This is a genomic window from Streptomyces sp. NPDC056480, from assembly GCF_042795405.1.
In the GTDB taxonomy this organism is placed as follows: Bacteria; Actinomycetota; Actinomycetes; order Streptomycetales; family Streptomycetaceae; genus Streptomyces.
The window spans coordinates 1-16,413 of sequence record NZ_JBHTSA010000009.1; the positions used below are offsets into that span (position 1 = coordinate 1).

Genomic DNA, 16,413 nt, shown 5'->3' on the forward strand with positions numbered 1-16,413 from the left:
CCCCCCCCCCCGGGGGGCGCCCCCCAACGGCGTCAGGGTGTGCAGGACCGCGTTCCCGTGCCGCAGGGTCGCGATGAGCCCCGCCTCGCGCAGCACGCCCGCGTGCTGGCTCGCCGAGGCCAGCGACACCCCGGCCCGGCGGGCGAGTTCGCTCGTCGTACCGCCGTCGCCTATGGCGTGCAGGACCGCCGAGCGGGTCTGGCCGACCAGCTTGGCGAGCGAGGAGCCGCCCGGCGCGCGCACGGTCGGCGCCTCGCCGTGGGTGACGGGGTAGACGAGGACCGGCGGCAGCGCGGGGTCGCGCAGCACCACGGGGGTCCCGCGGCAGAAGTACGAGGGCTGGAGCAGCAGCCCCCGCCCGTCGAGGTGGACGTCCCGGTCGACCGGGTAGTCGGCCTCCAGGACGGGCGCGCGCCAGCGCAGCATCGGCGGCAGCGAGGCGAGGAGCTCGTCGGCCCCGCCGTCCAGGAGCGCGCGGCCGCGCCGGGCCCGGTCGGCCTCGACGCGGGCCCTGATGTGCGGCCAGTACGGCTCCACGGCGGCCCGGTGGTAGCTCCTCAGCGCCCCCAGGAGCCGGTCGAAGGGCTCCGGGCCGCCGTCGGCGAGGGCACGCAGCGAATGGGGCACGGTCCGCCCGCCGGAGCGGTGCGCGGCGAGCAGCGAGAGTTCGCCGCGCAGCCGCCCGGAGTCGGTCGCGCGGACCGCCTCGAGGCCCTCGTCGAGCCCGTGGACGCCCTCGGCGGGCGTCAGGAAGTCGGGAAAATAGCCGCGGCTGGGAACGAGCGCGGCGAGGAGCCGGGTCTCACCACCGAGCCGCATCCGGGTTTCGGAGCGCCATTCTCCGAAGACGACGGGGCCGCGCCGGTCCCTTAAACGGTGAAAACTGAGAATCGTTTCCCACAGAACATCGGGCCGGGCGGCGGTCCGCACCCCCGCCAGGTCGTTTCCGGTGAAATGAATCCGCAGCATGACGTCCCCACCTGTGCACTCGCAACCACCCCCGACGACGAGTATGCACAGCATCACTGCACGTTACCAGGGTGTTTCAGCCACAGTTGAAAAGCATCGCGGCAATGGGGGCGGAACCGAAAAGCTGTACGGGTCGGGCAGGAAACCTTCAGGACCGAGGTGACGTGGTGAAGACCGTGGGGGGCTTTGCCCGTCCGGCGGCGGTCGGCGAGGTTGCGGCTCACCTGCCCGGCATCGGTAAAGGGCGCGGCCTCCGGGTGGGGATCCGGGGGTCGCGCCCGCCCCATTCTTTGCGGTGGATCCTTTGCGGAGGAACGAGGAAGTTCAATGGCCAATAATTCAATCAGGCGCAATTGAACAACTACTCACATCCGCTCAACAAACAAACGACGGGACGGACACCTCCGCACAAAGGTGTCCGTCCCGTCGCCGTGATTCCGGGGCCGCCGCCCGCCGGTGAGGGTGGTGAGCTGACCGGCGGCGCCCCCGGTCGTACCGGAGTGGTTCGGTGATTTCCGCTGCTGAACGGGGGTTCAGGAGGGCCCGACCGCCGCTCCTGACCCCCCGTTCAGCAGGACTCAGCGGCTGTCGCTGCCCTTCGACTCGGCCGCCGCGCGGCCGGCCTCCAGACGCGCCACCGGGATCCGGAAGGGCGAGCAGGAGACGTAGTCCAGACCGACCTCGTGGAAGAAGTGGACCGACTCCGGGTCGCCGCCGTGCTCGCCGCAGACACCGAGCTTGATGTCGGGGCGGGTGGCGCGGCCTGCCTGGACGGCGCTGCGCACGAGCGCGCCGACACCGTCCTTGTCGATGGTCTCGAAGGGGCTGACGCCGAAGATGCCCTTCTCCAGGTACGCGGTGAAGAACGAGGCCTCCACGTCGTCGCGGGAGAAGCCCCAGACCGTCTGCGTCAGGTCGTTCGTGCCGAAGGAGAAGAACTCCGCGGCCTCGGCGATCTGACCGGCGGTCACGGCGGCGCGCGGCAGCTCGATCATGGTGCCGAGCGCGAGCTTGAGCTCGACGCCGGTGCGGGCCTGGACCTCGGCGATGACCTGCTCGGCCTCCTCGCGGACGATCTCCAGCTCCTGGACGGTGCCGACGAGCGGGATCATGATCTCGACGCGCGGGTCGCCCTTGGCGTCGATGCGCTGGGCCGCGGCCTCGGCGATCGCGCGGACCTGCATGGTGAACAGGCCGGGGATGACCAGGCCGAGACGGACACCGCGCAGACCCAGCATCGGGTTCTGCTCGTGCAGCCGGTGCACGGCCTGGAGCAGGCGCAGGTCGTTCTCGTGCGGCTCCTTGCGGGACTCGGCGAGGGCGACGCGCACCGACAGCTCGGTGATGTCGGGCAGGAACTCGTGCAGCGGCGGGTCGAGCAGCCGGACCGTGACGGGCAGCCCGTCCATGGCCTCGAAGAGCTCGACGAAGTCGGTCTTCTGCAGCGGCAGGAGGGCTTCCAGGGCGTCGTCGCGCTCGGTGTCGGTGTCGGCCAGGATCAGCCGCTCGACGAACTGGCGGCGCTCGCCGAGGAACATGTGCTCGGTGCGGCAGAGGCCGATGCCCTGGGCGCCGAAGCGGCGGGCGCGGTTGGCGTCCTCGGCGTTGTCGGCGTTGGCGCGGACGCGCAGCCGGCGGACGCGGTCGGCGTAGGCCATGATCCGGTGCACGGCGGCGACGAGCTCGTCGGCGTCGTCGGCGCCGGCGTGCATGCGGCCCTCGAAGTACTCGACGACCGGGGACGGTACGACGGGTACCTCACCGAGGTAGACCTTGCCGGTGGAGCCGTCGATGGAGACGACGTCGCCCTCCTCGACGACCTGGCCGTCGGCCGTGGTCATCCGGCGGCGCTTGGTGTCGACCTCGAGCTCCTCGGCGCCGCAGACACAGGTCTTGCCCATGCCGCGGGCGACGACGGCGGCGTGCGAGGTCTTGCCGCCGCGGGAGGTGAGGATGCCCTCGGCGGCGATCATGCCGTCCAGGTCGTCCGGGTTGGTCTCGCGGCGGATCAGGATGACCTTCTCGCCCGAGCGGGACCACTTGACGGCGGTGTACGAGTCGAAGACGGCCTTGCCGACGGCCGCGCCCGGGGAGGCGGCGATGCCGCGCCCGATCTGGTCGACCTTCGCGTCCTCGTCGAACTTGGGGAACATCAGCTGGGCGAGCTGCGCGCCGGTGACGCGCTGGAGCGCCTCGGCCTCGTCGATCAGGCCCTGGTCCACGAGCTGCGTGGCGATGCGGAAGGCGGCACCGGCGGTGCGCTTGCCGACGCGGGTCTGGAGCATCCAGAGCTGGCCGCGCTCGATGGTGAACTCGATGTCGCAGAGATCCTTGTAGTGGGTCTCCAGCGTGTTCATGATGTGCATGAGCTGGTCGTACGACGTCTTGTCGATGGACTCGAGGTCGGCCAGCGGCACGGTGTTGCGGATACCGGCGACGACGTCCTCGCCCTGCGCGTTCTGCAGGTAGTCGCCGTAGACGCCGGCGTGGCCGGAGGCGGGGTCGCGGGTGAAGGCGACACCGGTGCCGGAGTCGGGGCCGAGGTTGCCGAAGACCATCGAGCAGACGTTGACGGCGGTGCCGAGGTCGCCCGGGATGCGCTCCTGGCGGCGGTACAGCTTCGCGCGGTCGGTGTTCCAGGAGTTGAAGACGGCCTCGATGGCGAGGTCCATCTGCTCACGCGGGTCCTGGGGGAAGTCGCGGCCCGTCTCGGTCTTCACGATCTTCTTGAAGTGCTCGACGACCTTCTTCAGGTCGGCGGCGTCGAGGTCGGTGTCGCTGGCGACCTTCTTCGCGGTCTTCGCCTCGTCCAGCGCGTCCTCGAAGAGCTCGCCCTCGACGCCGAGGACGGTCTTGCCGAACATCTGGATGAGCCGGCGGTACGAGTCCCACGCGAAGCGCTCGTTGTCCGCCTGGTCGGCGAGACCGACGACGGACGCGTCGGAGAGGCCGATGTTGAGGACGGTGTCCATCATGCCCGGCATGGAGAACTTCGCCCCGGAGCGCACGGAGACGAGCAGCGGGTCGTCGGCCTGGCCGAGCTTCTTGCCCATCTGCTGCTCGAGGGCGTCGAGGTGGGCGCTCACCTCGTCGCGGAGCTCGACCGGCTCCGAGCCACTCTCGAGGTAGACCTTGCACGCCTCGGTGGTGATCGTGAACCCGGGAGGGACCGGCAGACCGAGGTTGGTCATCTCGGCCAGGTTCGCGCCCTTGCCACCGAGCAGGTCCTTCAGGTCCCTGTTGCCCTCGGTGAAGTCGTACACGAACTTCTGATCATTGTTTTCCGACACGGGTCCCGACTCCTCGATGACTCGGTTGGCTGCCCTGACGGCGAGGAACATACCCAGATCGAAGGCTTCTGGGGAGGTACGCCTAGCGGTCACGTGGCCTTAACCACCCGTCCGCCAGCACTTCGAAAGTAACCGAGAAGTAGCTTCCGCTTTCAGGCCCCGAAGGCGTCATGACCCAAACCAGAGAGAAGCCGCTCAGATGAGCGCCCATCCGAGCACTTGCGTTCAAGTCTTGAACGCAAAAAGGGTGGCACCCCGTGCCACCCTTCAGGCGGTGCAGCCGTTTGTAACCTGCTCATCTGAGCACCACCCCCCTCAAGGGTGGCGAGGATCACTCCCCCGGAAAGGCCGAATCGAGGCCGAATCTCAGCCGCCGGACGTGTCCAGCTCGGCGTCCTCACTCACGCCGGAGCAGTCGTACGGGTCCTTCAACCAGCCGTCCGGCAGGACAACTCGGTTGTTTCCGGACGTACGACCCCGAGGACCGTCGGCACCCACCGGCCACGGCTGATCAAGGTCCAGCTCGCTCAACTGAGCGCTCAGTTCGTCGAGGGACGAGGTGATCGCCAGCTTCTTGCGCATCTCGGAGCCCACCGAGAAGCCCTTCAGGTACCAGGCCACGTGCTTGCGGAAGTCGATGACACCGCGTGCCTCGTCGCCGATCCACTCCCCGAGCAGCCGCGCGTGCCGCACCATCGCGTCCGCGACCACCCGCAGCCCCGGCGCCGCGTAGGCCCCCGTGCCCTCGAAACCCGCCACCAGGTCCGCGAAGAGCCACGGCCGCCCCAGGCAGCCGCGGCCGACGACCACGCCGTCGCAGCCCGTCTCCCGCATCATCCGCAGGGCGTCGTCGGCGGACCAGATGTCGCCGTTGCCGAGGACCGGGATCTCCGGCACGTGCTCCTTGAGGCGCGCGATCGCGTCCCAGTCCGCCGTGCCGCCGTAGTGCTGCGCCGCCGTCCGCCCGTGCAGGGCGATCGCCGTGACGCCCTCCTCCACCGCGATCCGGCCCGCGTCCAGATACGTGATGTGGTCGTCGTCGATGCCCTTGCGCATCTTCATCGTGACCGGCAGGTCGCCCGCGCCGGTCACGGCCTCGTTGAGGATCGCGCGGAGCAGCGGCCGCTTGTAGGGCAGGGCCGAGCCGCCGCCCTTCCGGGTCACCTTGGGGACCGGGCAGCCGAAGTTCAGGTCGATGTGGTCGGCGAGGTCCTCGTCGACGATCATCCGGACGGCCTTTCCGACCGTCACCGGATCCACCCCGTACAGCTGGATCGAGCGCGGCTGCTCGGTCGCGTCGAAGCGGATGAGCTGCATCGTCTTCTCGTTGCGCTCGACCAGGGCGCGTGTCGTGATCATCTCGCTCACGAACAGCCCCTTGCCGCCGCTGAACTCACGGCAGAGGGTGCGGAAGGGGGCGTTGGTGATGCCGGCCATCGGGGCGAGCACCACCGGCGGCTGCACGATGTGCGGCCCGATGGCAAGGGGGGAGAACGCGGTCATTGGCCCATTGTCGCGCACTGCGCCGGTCATTAGTTAGCCGTACTATCCGAACATGCCAGAGCTCACACGCGCGCTCCCCCGGCGCCGACAGCTCGTCGTCCTGGCGATCTGCTGCATGAGCCTGCTGATCGTCAGCCTGGACAACACCGCGCTCAACGTCGCCCTGCCCTCCCTGCGGCACGACCTCGACGCCTCCGTCTCCGGCCTGCAGTGGGTCATCGACGCGTACACCCTGGTCCTGGCCTCGCTGCTGATGCTGGCCGGCTCCACCGCCGACCGGATCGGCCGCCGCAAGGTCTTCGTGACCGGCCTCGTCGTCTTCGCGCTCGGCTCGCTGCTCTGCTCCCTCGCCCCGAACCTGGAGGCGCTGATCGCCTTCCGGGCGGTGCAGGCGGTGGGCGGCTCGATGCTCAACCCGGTCGCCATGTCGATCATCACCAACACGTTCACGGAACCCGCCGCACGCGCGCGTGCCATCGGCGTCTGGGGCGCCGTCGTCGGCATCTCCCTGGCCCTGGGGCCGCTGGTGGGCGGTGTGCTCGTCGAGTCGGTCGGCTGGCGGGCGATCTTCTGGGTCAACCTGCCGGTCGCCCTCGTCGCCCTGCTCCTCACCCTGCGGTACGTCCCCGAGTCCCGCGCGCCCCGGCCCCGGCGCCCGGACCCGGTCGGGCAGCTCCTGGTGGCGACGCTCCTGGGCTCCCTCACGTACGCGATCATCGAGACCGACCCGCTCTTCGCCGGCATCGCGGCCGTGGCGCTCGGCGGGGTCCTCGTCTACGAGCCGAGGCGCCGCGAACCCCTGATCGACCTGCGCTTCTTCCGCAGCGCGCCGTTCAGCGGTGCCACCGTCGTCGCGATCTGCGCCTTCTCGGGCTTCTCCGGCTTCCTGTTCCTCAACACCCTGTACCTCCAGGAGGTGCGCGGACTCTCCCCGCTGGACGCCGGCCTGTACGTACTGCCGATGGCGGGCATGACCTTCGTCTTCGCCCCGCTGTCGGGCCGGCTCACGGGCGCGCGTGGACCCCGTCTCCCGCTGCTGCTCGCGGGCACCGCGATGGCGGCGGGGGCGCTCCTCTTCGCGGCCTTCGAGGCGGAGACCCGTGATCCGCTGCTCTTCACCGGGTACGTGGCCTTCGGCATCGGCTTCGGCCTGGTGAACGCGCCGATCACCAACACGGCCGTCTCGGGGATGCCCCGGGCGCAGGCCGGGGTGGCGGCGGCGGTGGCCTCGACGAGCCGCCAGGTGGGGCAGACGCTCGGGGTGGCGGTCGTCGGGACGGTGCTCGCGACGGGGGTGGGTGCGGGCACGTCCCCGGAGGACTTCGTATCGGCGGCGCGGCCGGGCTACTGGGTGGTGACGGCCTGCGGCCTCGCCGTCCTCGCGGTCGGCGCGCTGACCAGCGGGAGGTGGGCCCGCCGCACGGCGGAGCGGACGGCCGGGTGCCTGGAGACCGACGAAGGGGCGCAGCCGGCGGACGGGACGGACCTGCCGCTCAGACGACGGTGAGGGCCCGGGCCTTCCGGGCGGGCTGTCCTTCACCGGCGGCCTGGGGCTCCCGGGCCTTCCCGGCCGGCTGTCCTTCACCGGCGGCCTGGGCCGCCTGGGCCTTCCCGGCCGGCTGTCCTTCACCGGCGGCCTCGGCCGCCTGGGCCTTCCGGGCCGGCTGAGCCTGCTCGGCCGCCTGCGCCTCCTCGCGTACGACCAGCTCGAGGAGCCGTTCGAGCCGCGCCCGGGACTCCTCGTCGAGGGGTACGTACGTGCCGAGGCGCGGTCCTGCGGCCGGCCCGAGCCAGAGGTTGGTGTGCTCCAGGTGGAGGACGCCGACCTGGGCGTTCCGGATGACCTTGGCGCGGCCGGCGAGGTCGGCGACGTCGCGCCGTTCCCAGAGCTCGCGGAACTCCGGGGAGGCGTCCTGGAGCCGCTGGACCAGCGCCTTCCAGGCGGGTTCGGCCAGGTGCTCGGCCATCGAGGCACGGAGCTTGCCGACCATCGCGCGCAGCACCTCGGGGAGGTCGCCGAAGGCGGCGCGGAAGTCCTCGTCGGTGAAGGCGAGCCAGAGGGTGTTGCGGTCCTCGCGGGGCAGCGCGTCCAGGTCGCGGTAGAGCCGCCCGAAGGTGCGGTTGTAGGCGAGGAAGTCGTACCGGCTGTTCTGCACGCAGGCGGGCACGGGCTCCAGCTGCCGGAGCAGTTCGCGCAGCGCGGGGGTGACGGCCGGGCAGGCCGTCTCGGGGTGCGGGTCGCTCTGGGCGGCGAGGGCGAAGAGGTGGCTGCGCTCGGTCGGGTCGAGCAGCAGGGCCCCGGCGAGGGCGTCCAGGACCTGCGGCGAGACCTGGATGTCGCGGGCCTGCTCCAGCCAGGTGTACCAGGTGACGCCGACGGCGGAGAGGTGGGCGACCTCCTCGCGGCGCAGGCCGGGGGTGCGGCGGCGGCGCCCCCGGGGCAGGCCGACCTGCTCGGGGGTGATGCGCTCCCGCCGGCTGCGCAGGAAGGCGGCGAGCTCGTGTCGCCGCGTACCGGGTTCGGCCGTCGTCATGGTCGTCACGCTCCCAGGGTGCCGGGCCCGTGAGACCCGTGCCAGGTACTCCTTCTACCAGGATAAAGACACTCTGGTACCAGGCTGAGGAGCGGCGGATCGTCGATGCCGTGACTACGACCTCCGCTTCTCCCCGCTCTGCGGCCTCTCCCCCGGACGGCACCCCGCCCGGGGCCGCTCCCGTCGTCCACGGCCGGCCGGCGCTCGGTTCGCTCGGCCTGTTCACCGTCCTGCTCGGCGCCGCCCTGCCGCTGATCGACTTCTTCATCGTCAATGTCGCCCTGCCGTCGATCGACCACGACCTGGCGGCGGGCCCGGCGCTCCTGGAACTGGTCGTCGCCGGGTACGGCCTCTCGTACGCCGTCCTGCTCGTCCTCGGCGGCCGGCTCGGCGACCTCTTCGGGCGCCGCCGGCTCTTCCTGGCGGGCATGGCGGCCTTCGGGGTGACCTCCCTGGCCTGCGGTCTCGCCCCGGACGCCTGGACGCTGGTCGGTGCGCGGGTGACGCAGGGCGCGGCGGCCGCGCTGATGCTGCCGCAGGTCCTCGCGACCATCCACTCCTCGACGGAGGGCGCGCGGCGCGCCAAGGCGCTGAGCCTCTACGGGGCGACCGCGGGGCTCTCCATGGTGGCCGGGCAGATCCTGGGCGGGGTCCTGGTGGCCGCCGACCTCGCGGGCTCGGGCTGGCGTGCGGTGTTCCTGGTGAACGTGCCGGTGGCGGTGGTCGGCCTGGCCCTCGCCTTCCGTACGGTCCCGGAGACCCGCTCGGACCGCCCCGCGCCGGTGGACGTGCCGGGCACGCTGCTGCTCGCCCTCGCGCTGACCACCCTGCTCGCGCCGCTGACGGAGGGCCGGGCGGCGGGCTGGCCGGTGTGGACGTGGGTGTCGCTGGCCGTCTTCCCGTTCGCCGCGGTGGCGTTCTGGCGGGTGGAGCGGCGGATGGACCGCCGGGGCGGCACGCCGCTGGTCCCGCCGAGCCTGCTCGGCCTGGTGTCGCTGCGGCGCGGGCTCGTGCTGCTGCTGCCGCTCTGCATGGGCTTCGGCGGCTTCATGTTCGTGATCGCGGTCGCCCTCCAGCAGGGGCTGGGCCTGGGAGCGATCGCCTCGGGCCTGGCCCTGGTCCCGATGGCGGTGGCCTTCTTCGGGGCCTCGCTCGCGGGGCCCCGGCTGGTACGGCGCTGGGGCACGCGCGTGGTGACGGCCGGCGGCCTGATCCAGGGGCTCGGCATCGGACTGCTCGCGGTGACGGTCTGGCGCGCCTGGCCGGACCTGTCGGTGGGGATCCTGCTCCCGGGCATGGCGATCGCGGGCCTGGGCCAGGGCCTTCAGCTGCCGGTGCTCTTCCGGGTGATCCTCTCGGAGGTTCCCGGGGAACGCGCGGGCGTGGGCAGCGGCGTGATGGTGACGACCCAGCAGTCGGCGCTCGCCCTGGGCGTCGCGACCCTGGGCTCCCTCTACCTGGGCCTCGCGACCTCGGCCCCGGACGCGGGTACGGCCCTGACGACGACGCTGCTGGTCCAACTGGCCATGGTGGCCGTGACGGTGGCGCTGTCCGCGCGTCTGCCGAGGAAGGTGGGCTAGCCGGGACGGCGAAAGGGCCCGGGACGTGGAGACGCCCGGGCCCTTTCGTCATGCGGTGGTGACTACTCCTGGCCGGTGCCGGTGCCGGTGGCGGCCGTCGTGTCGGCCGTGCCGGTGGCGTCCGTCGCGGTCTCGGCGGCGTCGGCGGCGTCGGCTCCCCGGGCGCGCTCGCGCATCTTCTTCAGGAGGTCCTGCTTGCGGTCGTCGGCGGAGCGCTGGGCCGCCGTGCGGCTCTGGCCGTTGCCGTGCTGGTCGGCGCGGGACAGCTTCTTGCGCTGCCCTCCGACGCCGAGGAGGTTGTTGCGGCTCTTCGCCACGGTGTTCTCCCGTCAGTGAGGTGGTCGGTGGTCTGACTCGGGCTGCCGGAGACGGCGCTCACTCGTAGATCTGGAAGAACGAAGACATGCCGGTGACGCTACCCCGGCCCCTGGGCGAGGGCACCCGGTTTTCCCCGCACCACTCGAAGGAATGACAGATATTGAAATCTGTCATCGGTCATGTCATGGTTGTCGTGTCAGACCGATCCCACCGCTCTTCCGAATCCGAGGAGACAGCCATGACCACCACCAGGCGTCCCGTCCCCACCCGTCGGCTCGGCACCACCGGGCCCGAGGTCTCCGCGCTCGGCCTCGGCTGCATGGGCATGTCCGCGCTGTACGGCGAGAGTGACCGCACCGAGTCGATCGCGACGATCCACGCCGCCCTGGACGCGGGGGTGACCCTGCTCGACACGGGCGACTTCTACGGGATGGGGCACAACGAGCTGTTGATCGAAGAGGCGCTGCGCACGGCCCCCGCGGCCGCCCGCGAGCAGGCGCTGACCAGCGTGAAGTTCGGCGCCCTGCGCACGGTCGAGGGCGGCTTCACCGGGTACGACGGGCGGCCGGCCGCCGTGAAGAACTTCGCGGCCTACTCGCTCCAGCGCCTCGGCACCGGCCACATCGACATCTACCGGATCGCCCGCGTCGACCCCGACGTGCCGATCGAGGAGACCGTCGGCGCCATCGCCGAGCTGGTCGAGGCGGGGCACGTCCGCCACATCGGACTCTCCGAGGTCGGCGCGGACACCCTGCGCCGGGCGGCGGCCGTGGCTCCGATCGCGGACCTCCAGATCGAGTACTCGCTGATCTCCCGGTCGATCGAGGAGAAGATCCTGCCGACCGCCCGTGAGCTCGGCATAGGCGTCACGGCGTACGGGGTGCTGTCGCGCGGACTGATCAGCGGCCACTTCACCCGGGACCGGGAGCTCGCGGCGAACGACTTCCGGGGCATGAGCCCCCGCTTCCAGGGCGACAACCTCCGGCGGAACCTCGACCTCGTGGAGCGGCTGCGGGCGCTCGCCGAGGCCAAGGGCGTGACCGTCACGCAGACCGCGATCGCCTGGGTCCTCGCACAGGCCGAGCGGCAGGGCGCGGACATCGTCCCGCTGGTCGGCGCCCGACGCCGGGACCGGCTCACGGAGGCGCTCGGCGCCCTGGACGTCAGCCTGGACGCCGACGACCTGGCGGCGATCGAGGAGGCCGTCCCGGCGGGCGCGGCGGCCGGCGACCGCTACCCGGCGGCACAGATGGCGCACCTGGACAGCGAGCACTGACCGGTGCCCCCGGAGCCCCGACGACTGACGGGTACTGTCATTCCATGGCCGCGACCGAGACCCTGACCGCCGAGCGCATCCTCGAAGCCACCGAGGAGGTGCTGCGCCGCTACGGACCGGCGAAGGCGACCGTCGTGGACGTGGCCCGGGTCCTCGGCGTCAGCCACGGCAGCGTCTACCGCCACTTCCGCACCAAGGCGGCCCTGCGCGAGGCGGTGACCCAGCGGTGGCTCTCGCGCACCGAGACCGCCCTCGCCGAGCTGACGGCGACGCCGGACCTGGCGGCGCCGGCCAAGCTCCACGAGTGGTTCGCCCGGCTCTTCGAGGCCAAGCGGCACAAGGCGGGCGACGACCCCGAGCTGTTCGCCACGTACAGCGTGCTGATCGACGAGAACAGCGGAGTGGTCGACCAGCACATCGACGTCCTGATCGACCAGGTCCGGTCGATCGTCGAAGAGGGGACCCGGGAGGCGGAGTTCACCGCCCCCGACCCCGACTCGACGGCCCGTGCCCTGTTCTACGCCACCGCCCGCTTCCACGACCCGGGCTACGCCCCGGAGTGGCAGCGCCCCACGATCGAGACCGAGTTCGAGTCCGTGGTGGGCCTGCTGCTGCGCGGCCTCCGCACCTGAGCCCTCGCACGGCCGCGACCCGCCCCCGCACGACCCCGACCCGCACCGCCGCCCCGACCCACCACGCGCTGCGCCGCGCCGCCCAGATCATGAAGATCATTTGGCCTGGACTTTCCCGTTCCCTGTCCGGAACGTGGCTAGCGTTCCCCCGCACCACGAACTCGAACGCTTCCAGGGGGAACCATGTCCGCACCAGCTGGGCCGCCGGCCCGTTCCGGGGCCGCTTCGGCGATCGGCTGGGTCCTGACCATCGGGCTCAACGTCGTCGCGCCGATCCTCACGTACAACATCCTGACCGAGGACCACGGTTGGTCGGAGTTCGCCGCCCTGCTGGCCGGCAGCGCCTGGCCGGTCCTGGACAGCGCGATCATGGTCGCCTGGCGCCGCAAGATCGACGAGTTCGCCGTCGTCACCCTGGTGTTCCTGGTGATCACGGCCCTGGTCTCGCTGATCGGCGCGCACACCGCCCGCGCGCTGCTGGTCAAGGACTCAGGGGTGACGGGCCTGTTCGGGCTGCTCTGCCTGGCCACCCTGCTCGCGCCGCGACCGCTGATGTTCTACTTCGGGCGCAAGTTCGCCACCGACGGCACACCGGCGAGCACCGCCTGGTGGAACGGCATGTGGCAGTACGAGGGCTTCCGCTCCACCATGCGCACGATGACGCTGGTCTGGGGCGTGGCGTACGTCGCGGAGGCGCTGCTCCGCATCGCCCTCGCCTACGCCCTGCCGACGAAGACCATGGTCACCCTGAGCCCGATCATGATCTACGGGGTCCTCGGCGTCCTGGGCGTGTGGACGGCCTGGTTCGGCAGGCGCCGCGCCGCCGAGGGAGCGAGACGACAGGCGGAGGCCGGGGCGGCGGCCGCTCAGACGGCCTGACACCGACCAGAGGGAAAGCCCCCGGTTCCGTATCGGAACCGGGGGCTCTGCCGTGTGGAGCGTGAGATCAGCAGCCGAGCAGGCGGCTGCCCAGGTAGCCCTGGATCTGGTCGAGGGAGACGCGCTCCTGCTTCATGGTGTCGCGCTCGCGCACGGTCACCGCGTTGTCCTCGAGGGTGTCGAAGTCGACGGTCACGCAGAACGGGGTACCGATCTCGTCCTGGCGACGGTAGCGGCGGCCGATGGCGCCGGCGTCGTCGAACTCGATGTTCCAGTTCTGGCGCAGGTCCGCCGCCAGGCCCTTGGCCTTCGGGGAGAGCTGCGGGTTGCGGGACAGCGGCAGGACGGCGACCTTGACCGGCGCGAGGCGCGGGTCGAGGCGCATCACGACGCGCTTCTCCATGACGCCCTTGGCGTTGGGGGCCTCGTCCTCGTTGTACGCGTCGAGCAGGAAGGCCAGCATCGCGCGGCCGACACCGGCGGCGGGCTCGATGACGTACGGCGTGTAGCGCTCGCCGGACTCCTGGTCCAGGTACGTGAGGTTGGCACCGGAGGCCTTGGAGTGCGCGTTCAGGTCGTAGTCGGTGCGGTTGGCGACGCCCTCGAGCTCGCCCCACTCGCTGCCGCCGAACGAGAAGCGGTACTCGATGTCGGCGGTGCGCTTGGAGTAGTGGGAGAGCTTCTCCTTCGGGTGCTCGTACCAGCGCATGTTCTCCTCACGGAGACCCAGGCCCGTGTACCAGTTCCAGCGCTGCTCCATCCAGTATTCCTGCCACTGCTCGTCCTCGCCCGGCTTGACGAAGAACTCCATCTCCATCTGCTCGAACTCGCGGGTGCGGAAGATGAAGTTGCCCGGAGTGATCTCGTTCCGGAAGGACTTGCCCATCTGGCCGATGCCGAACGGCGGCTTCTTGCGCGAGGTCTGCAGCACCTGGCCGAAGTTGGTGAAGATGCCCTGCGCGGTCTCGGGACGCAGGTACGCGACGGAGCCGGTGTCCTGGGTCGGGCCGAGGTGCGTGGAGAGCAGGCCGGAGAACTGCTTGGGCTCGGTGAAGGTGCCCTTGTTGCCGCAGTTGGGGCAGTTGAGGTCGGCGAAGCCGTTCTCGGGGAGGCGGCCGTGCTTCTCCTCGTACGCCTCCTCCAGGTGGTCCGCGCGGAAGCGCTTGTGGCAGGAGGTGCACTCGGTCAGCGGGTCGGTGAAGGTGGCGACGTGACCGGAGGCCTCCCAGACCTCGGTGGCCAGGATGACCGACGAGTCGATACCGACGACGTCCTCGCGCGAGGTGACCATGTAACGCCACCACTGACGCTTCAGGTTCTCCTTGAGTTCGACGCCCAGCGGTCCGTAGTCCCAGGCGGCCTTCTGGCCGCCGTAGATCTCACTGCACGGGTAGACGAAGCCACGGCGCTTGCTCAGGCTGACGATGGTGTCGATCTTGTCGGCGGCCACGGTGCTCTCTTCATTACGACGACGAAGTGCGAATGCCTCAGGTTACCGGCGCGCACGCCCCCCGTATCAAATCGGTTCGGTGAGGGGACCGCGCGAGGGGCCGCGTGGGCGGGGCCACACGTACGACAATTGACAATCGTTTCCAGTTTTGTTGAAAATGAGTGTCATGAACGTACGTCGCCGCCTCATATCCAGCACCGCCGCCGCCGCAGCCGTCACGCTCGGCATCGTCACCCTCTCCGCCTGTGGCGGAGGCTCCGACGCGGCCGCCAAGGGCGGCGACGGCAAGCTCGACGTGGTGGCGTCGTTCTACCCGATGCAGTACCTCGCCGAGCAGATAGGCGGCGGCCACGTCGCCGTCAACACGCTCACCAAGCCCGGCGTCGAACCCCACGACCTGGAGCTCAAGCCGAAGCAGATCGGCGAGCTCGGCGAGGCCGACGTCGTCCTCTACCTCAAGGGCATCCAGCCCGCCGTCGACGACGCGATCGCCCAGGCCGGCGTCGAGAACACCGTCGACGCCGCCACCCTCACGAAGCTCGAGGCCCACGGCACCGGAGTCGGCCACGCAGGCCACGACCACGCCGAAGGGGAGCACGCCGAGGGCGAGCACGCGGAGGAGGAGGCCGGTCACGACCACGGCTCCGAGGCCGGCAACGACCCGCACATCTGGCTCGACCCCGTGAAGTACGCCGAGGTCGCCAAGGGTGTCGGCACCGCCCTGGAGAAGGCCGACCCGGCGAACGCCGCCGACTACCGGAAGAACACCGACGCCCTCGTCAAGAAGCTCGGCGACCTGAACACCGACTTCGCGAACGGCCTGAAGAACACCACGACGAAGACCTTCATCACCACCCACTCCGCCTTCGGCTACCTCGCCGAGCGCTACGGCCTGGACCAGGAGGGCATCTCCGGCATCGACCCCGAGTCCGAGCCGAGCCCCGCCCGGATCAAGGAACTCCAGGACGTCGCGAAGAAGGACAAGGTCACCACGGTCTTCTTCGAGACCCTCGCGAGCGACAAGACCGCCAAGACCCTCGCCGGCGACACCGGTCTGAAGACCGACGTGCTCGACCCGCTGGAGGGAATCACGGACACGTCCAAGGGCGATGACTACATCGAGGTCATGCGCTCCAACCTCGCCGCGCTGCAGAAGGCCCTCGGCGCGAAGTGATCACCGCACAGCAGGAGGTACGAGCCATGGCAGCCCCGACACCGGAACGGGAACCCGTCATCTCCGTCCGCGGAGCCACCGCGGCCCTCGGCGCCCGGCCCGTCCTCCGCGGTGTCGACCTCACCGTCCGCCGCGGTGAGGTCGTCGCGCTGCTCGGCGCCAACGGCTCCGGCAAGTCCACCGCGGTCCGCTCCGTCATCGGCCAGGTGCCGCTGACCGGCGGCACGATCGAGCTGTTCGGCACGGACCGGAAGCGGTTCCGCGACTGGGCGCGGGTCGGCTACGTACCGCAGCGGACCACCGCCGCGAGCGGCGTCCCCGCCACGATCCGCGAGGTCGTCGCCTCCGGCCGGCTCTCCCGCCGCAGGTTCGGCTGGCTGACCAAGGCCGACAAGGCCGCCGTCGAGCGGGCCATCGACCTCGTCGGGCTCGCCGACCGTGCCAAGGACTCCGTCTCCGCGCTCTCCGGCGGCCAGCACCAGCGGGTGCTGATCGCCCGCGCGCTCGCCTCCGAGCCCGAACTCCTGATCATGGACGAGCCGATGGCGGGCGTCGACCTCGCGAGCCAGGAGATCCTCGCCTCGACCCTGCGCGAGCAGGTCGCCGGCGGCACCTCCGTCCTCCTCGTCCTGCACGAGCTGGGCCCCCTGGAGCCGCTGATCGACCGCGCGGTCGTGCTCCGCGACGGCTGTGTCGTCCACGACGGCCCACCGCCGGAGGCCCTCGGACAGCACGCGCTGCCGGGCCACGACCACGTCCATCCGCACGCGGCCGGGGAGCCGCTCCGCACGGGTCTGCTGACCTGAGG

The 16,413-nt window shown here is 70.9% G+C and carries 12 protein-coding genes and 1 pseudogene; 7 read left to right on the forward strand and 6 right to left on the reverse strand.

Annotated elements, in window-relative coordinates; translation table 11 throughout:
* From ACFQ79_RS06780 to dusB, 3 genes are all read right to left on the reverse strand, one after another.
* A partial coding sequence (locus tag ACFQ79_RS06780) for a helix-turn-helix domain-containing protein (RefSeq protein WP_383579848.1) occupies nucleotides 1-969 on the reverse strand: 969 nt, incomplete at its 3' end.
* A gap of 578 nt (nucleotides 970-1,547) precedes the next feature.
* Complete coding sequence (gene ppdK, locus ACFQ79_RS06785; RefSeq protein ID WP_383579849.1) at nucleotides 1,548-4,259, reverse strand: pyruvate, phosphate dikinase; 2,712 nt, start codon at nucleotides 4,257-4,259, stop codon at nucleotides 1,548-1,550.
* Nucleotides 4,260-4,625: 366 nt separating this feature from the next.
* Nucleotides 4,626-5,762: a tRNA dihydrouridine synthase DusB gene (gene dusB / locus ACFQ79_RS06790; RefSeq protein WP_383579850.1), complete on the reverse strand. Its 1,137-nt coding sequence runs from the start codon at nucleotides 5,760-5,762 to the stop codon at nucleotides 4,626-4,628.
* 52 nt (nucleotides 5,763-5,814) lie between these two features.
* On the opposite strand from dusB, the gene ACFQ79_RS06795 reads away from it, so the two are divergent.
* Nucleotides 5,815-7,269: an MFS transporter gene (locus ACFQ79_RS06795; protein ID WP_383579852.1), complete on the forward strand. Its 1,455-nt coding sequence runs from the start codon at nucleotides 5,815-5,817 to the stop codon at nucleotides 7,267-7,269.
* 190 nt (nucleotides 7,270-7,459) lie between these two features.
* Here ACFQ79_RS06795 and ACFQ79_RS06800 read toward each other — a convergent pair.
* Nucleotides 7,460-8,296 (reverse strand): annotated as a pseudogene (locus ACFQ79_RS06800) (helix-turn-helix domain-containing protein); the annotation flags it as partial.
* 110 nt (nucleotides 8,297-8,406) lie between these two features.
* On the opposite strand from ACFQ79_RS06800, the gene ACFQ79_RS06805 reads away from it, so the two are divergent.
* Nucleotides 8,407-9,876 (forward strand): MFS transporter, encoded by a 1,470-nt coding sequence (locus ACFQ79_RS06805; RefSeq protein WP_383579854.1) that lies wholly within the window; start codon nucleotides 8,407-8,409, stop codon nucleotides 9,874-9,876.
* 62 nt (nucleotides 9,877-9,938) lie between these two features.
* Here the strand turns inward: ACFQ79_RS06805 and ACFQ79_RS06810 are convergent, their stop codons facing one another.
* On the reverse strand, nucleotides 9,939-10,193 hold the full coding sequence (locus ACFQ79_RS06810) for a DUF6243 family protein (RefSeq protein ID WP_383579856.1): 255 nt from the start codon (nucleotides 10,191-10,193) through the stop codon (nucleotides 9,939-9,941).
* A gap of 239 nt (nucleotides 10,194-10,432) precedes the next feature.
* Between ACFQ79_RS06810 and ACFQ79_RS06815 the strand changes: the two genes are divergently transcribed.
* The 3 genes from ACFQ79_RS06815 to ACFQ79_RS06825 all read left to right on the forward strand — a co-directional run bounded on the left by ACFQ79_RS06815 (nucleotide 10,433) and on the right by ACFQ79_RS06825 (nucleotide 12,981).
* Nucleotides 10,433-11,470, forward strand: coding sequence for an aldo/keto reductase (locus ACFQ79_RS06815; protein WP_383579858.1), 1,038 nt, complete (start codon nucleotides 10,433-10,435; stop codon nucleotides 11,468-11,470).
* 44 nt (nucleotides 11,471-11,514) lie between these two features.
* Nucleotides 11,515-12,102, forward strand: coding sequence for a TetR family transcriptional regulator (locus ACFQ79_RS06820; RefSeq protein ID WP_383579860.1), 588 nt, complete (start codon nucleotides 11,515-11,517; stop codon nucleotides 12,100-12,102).
* A gap of 183 nt (nucleotides 12,103-12,285) precedes the next feature.
* Nucleotides 12,286-12,981, forward strand: coding sequence for a VC0807 family protein (locus ACFQ79_RS06825; RefSeq protein WP_383579862.1), 696 nt, complete (start codon nucleotides 12,286-12,288; stop codon nucleotides 12,979-12,981).
* Nucleotides 12,982-13,048: 67 nt separating this feature from the next.
* Here ACFQ79_RS06825 and ACFQ79_RS06830 read toward each other — a convergent pair whose 3' ends face one another.
* Nucleotides 13,049-14,431, reverse strand: a complete 1,383-nt coding sequence (locus ACFQ79_RS06830; protein ID WP_266965785.1) for a glycine--tRNA ligase — start codon at nucleotides 14,429-14,431, stop codon at nucleotides 13,049-13,051.
* Between the two features lie 166 nt (nucleotides 14,432-14,597).
* Here ACFQ79_RS06830 and ACFQ79_RS06835 point away from each other — a divergent pair, with 166 nt between their 5' ends.
* Nucleotides 14,598-15,605, forward strand: a complete 1,008-nt coding sequence (locus ACFQ79_RS06835) for a metal ABC transporter solute-binding protein, Zn/Mn family (protein ID WP_383579863.1) — start codon at nucleotides 14,598-14,600, stop codon at nucleotides 15,603-15,605.
* Between the two features lie 26 nt (nucleotides 15,606-15,631).
* Entirely contained in the window at nucleotides 15,632-16,411 is a 780-nt protein-coding gene (locus ACFQ79_RS06840; protein WP_319309258.1) for a metal ABC transporter ATP-binding protein, read from the forward strand.
* The last annotated feature ends 2 nt before the right edge of the window (nucleotides 16,412-16,413 follow it).

Excerpts from the sequence above, each read along its gene's own strand:
- dusB (WP_383579850.1), bottom strand. The coding sequence starts at position 5,762 with ATGACCGCGTTCTCCCCCCTTGCCATCGGGCCGCACATCGTGCAGCCG.
- ACFQ79_RS06795 (WP_383579852.1), top strand. The coding sequence starts at position 5,815 with ATGCCAGAGCTCACACGCGCGCTCCCCCGGCGCCGACAGCTCGTCGTC.
- ACFQ79_RS06815 (WP_383579858.1), top strand. The coding sequence starts at position 10,433 with ATGACCACCACCAGGCGTCCCGTCCCCACCCGTCGGCTCGGCACCACC.
- ACFQ79_RS06820 (WP_383579860.1), top strand. The coding sequence starts at position 11,515 with ATGGCCGCGACCGAGACCCTGACCGCCGAGCGCATCCTCGAAGCCACC.
- ACFQ79_RS06825 (WP_383579862.1), top strand. The coding sequence starts at position 12,286 with ATGTCCGCACCAGCTGGGCCGCCGGCCCGTTCCGGGGCCGCTTCGGCG.
- ACFQ79_RS06835 (WP_383579863.1), top strand. The coding sequence starts at position 14,598 with ATGAACGTACGTCGCCGCCTCATATCCAGCACCGCCGCCGCCGCAGCC.
- ACFQ79_RS06840 (WP_319309258.1), top strand. The coding sequence starts at position 15,632 with ATGGCAGCCCCGACACCGGAACGGGAACCCGTCATCTCCGTCCGCGGA.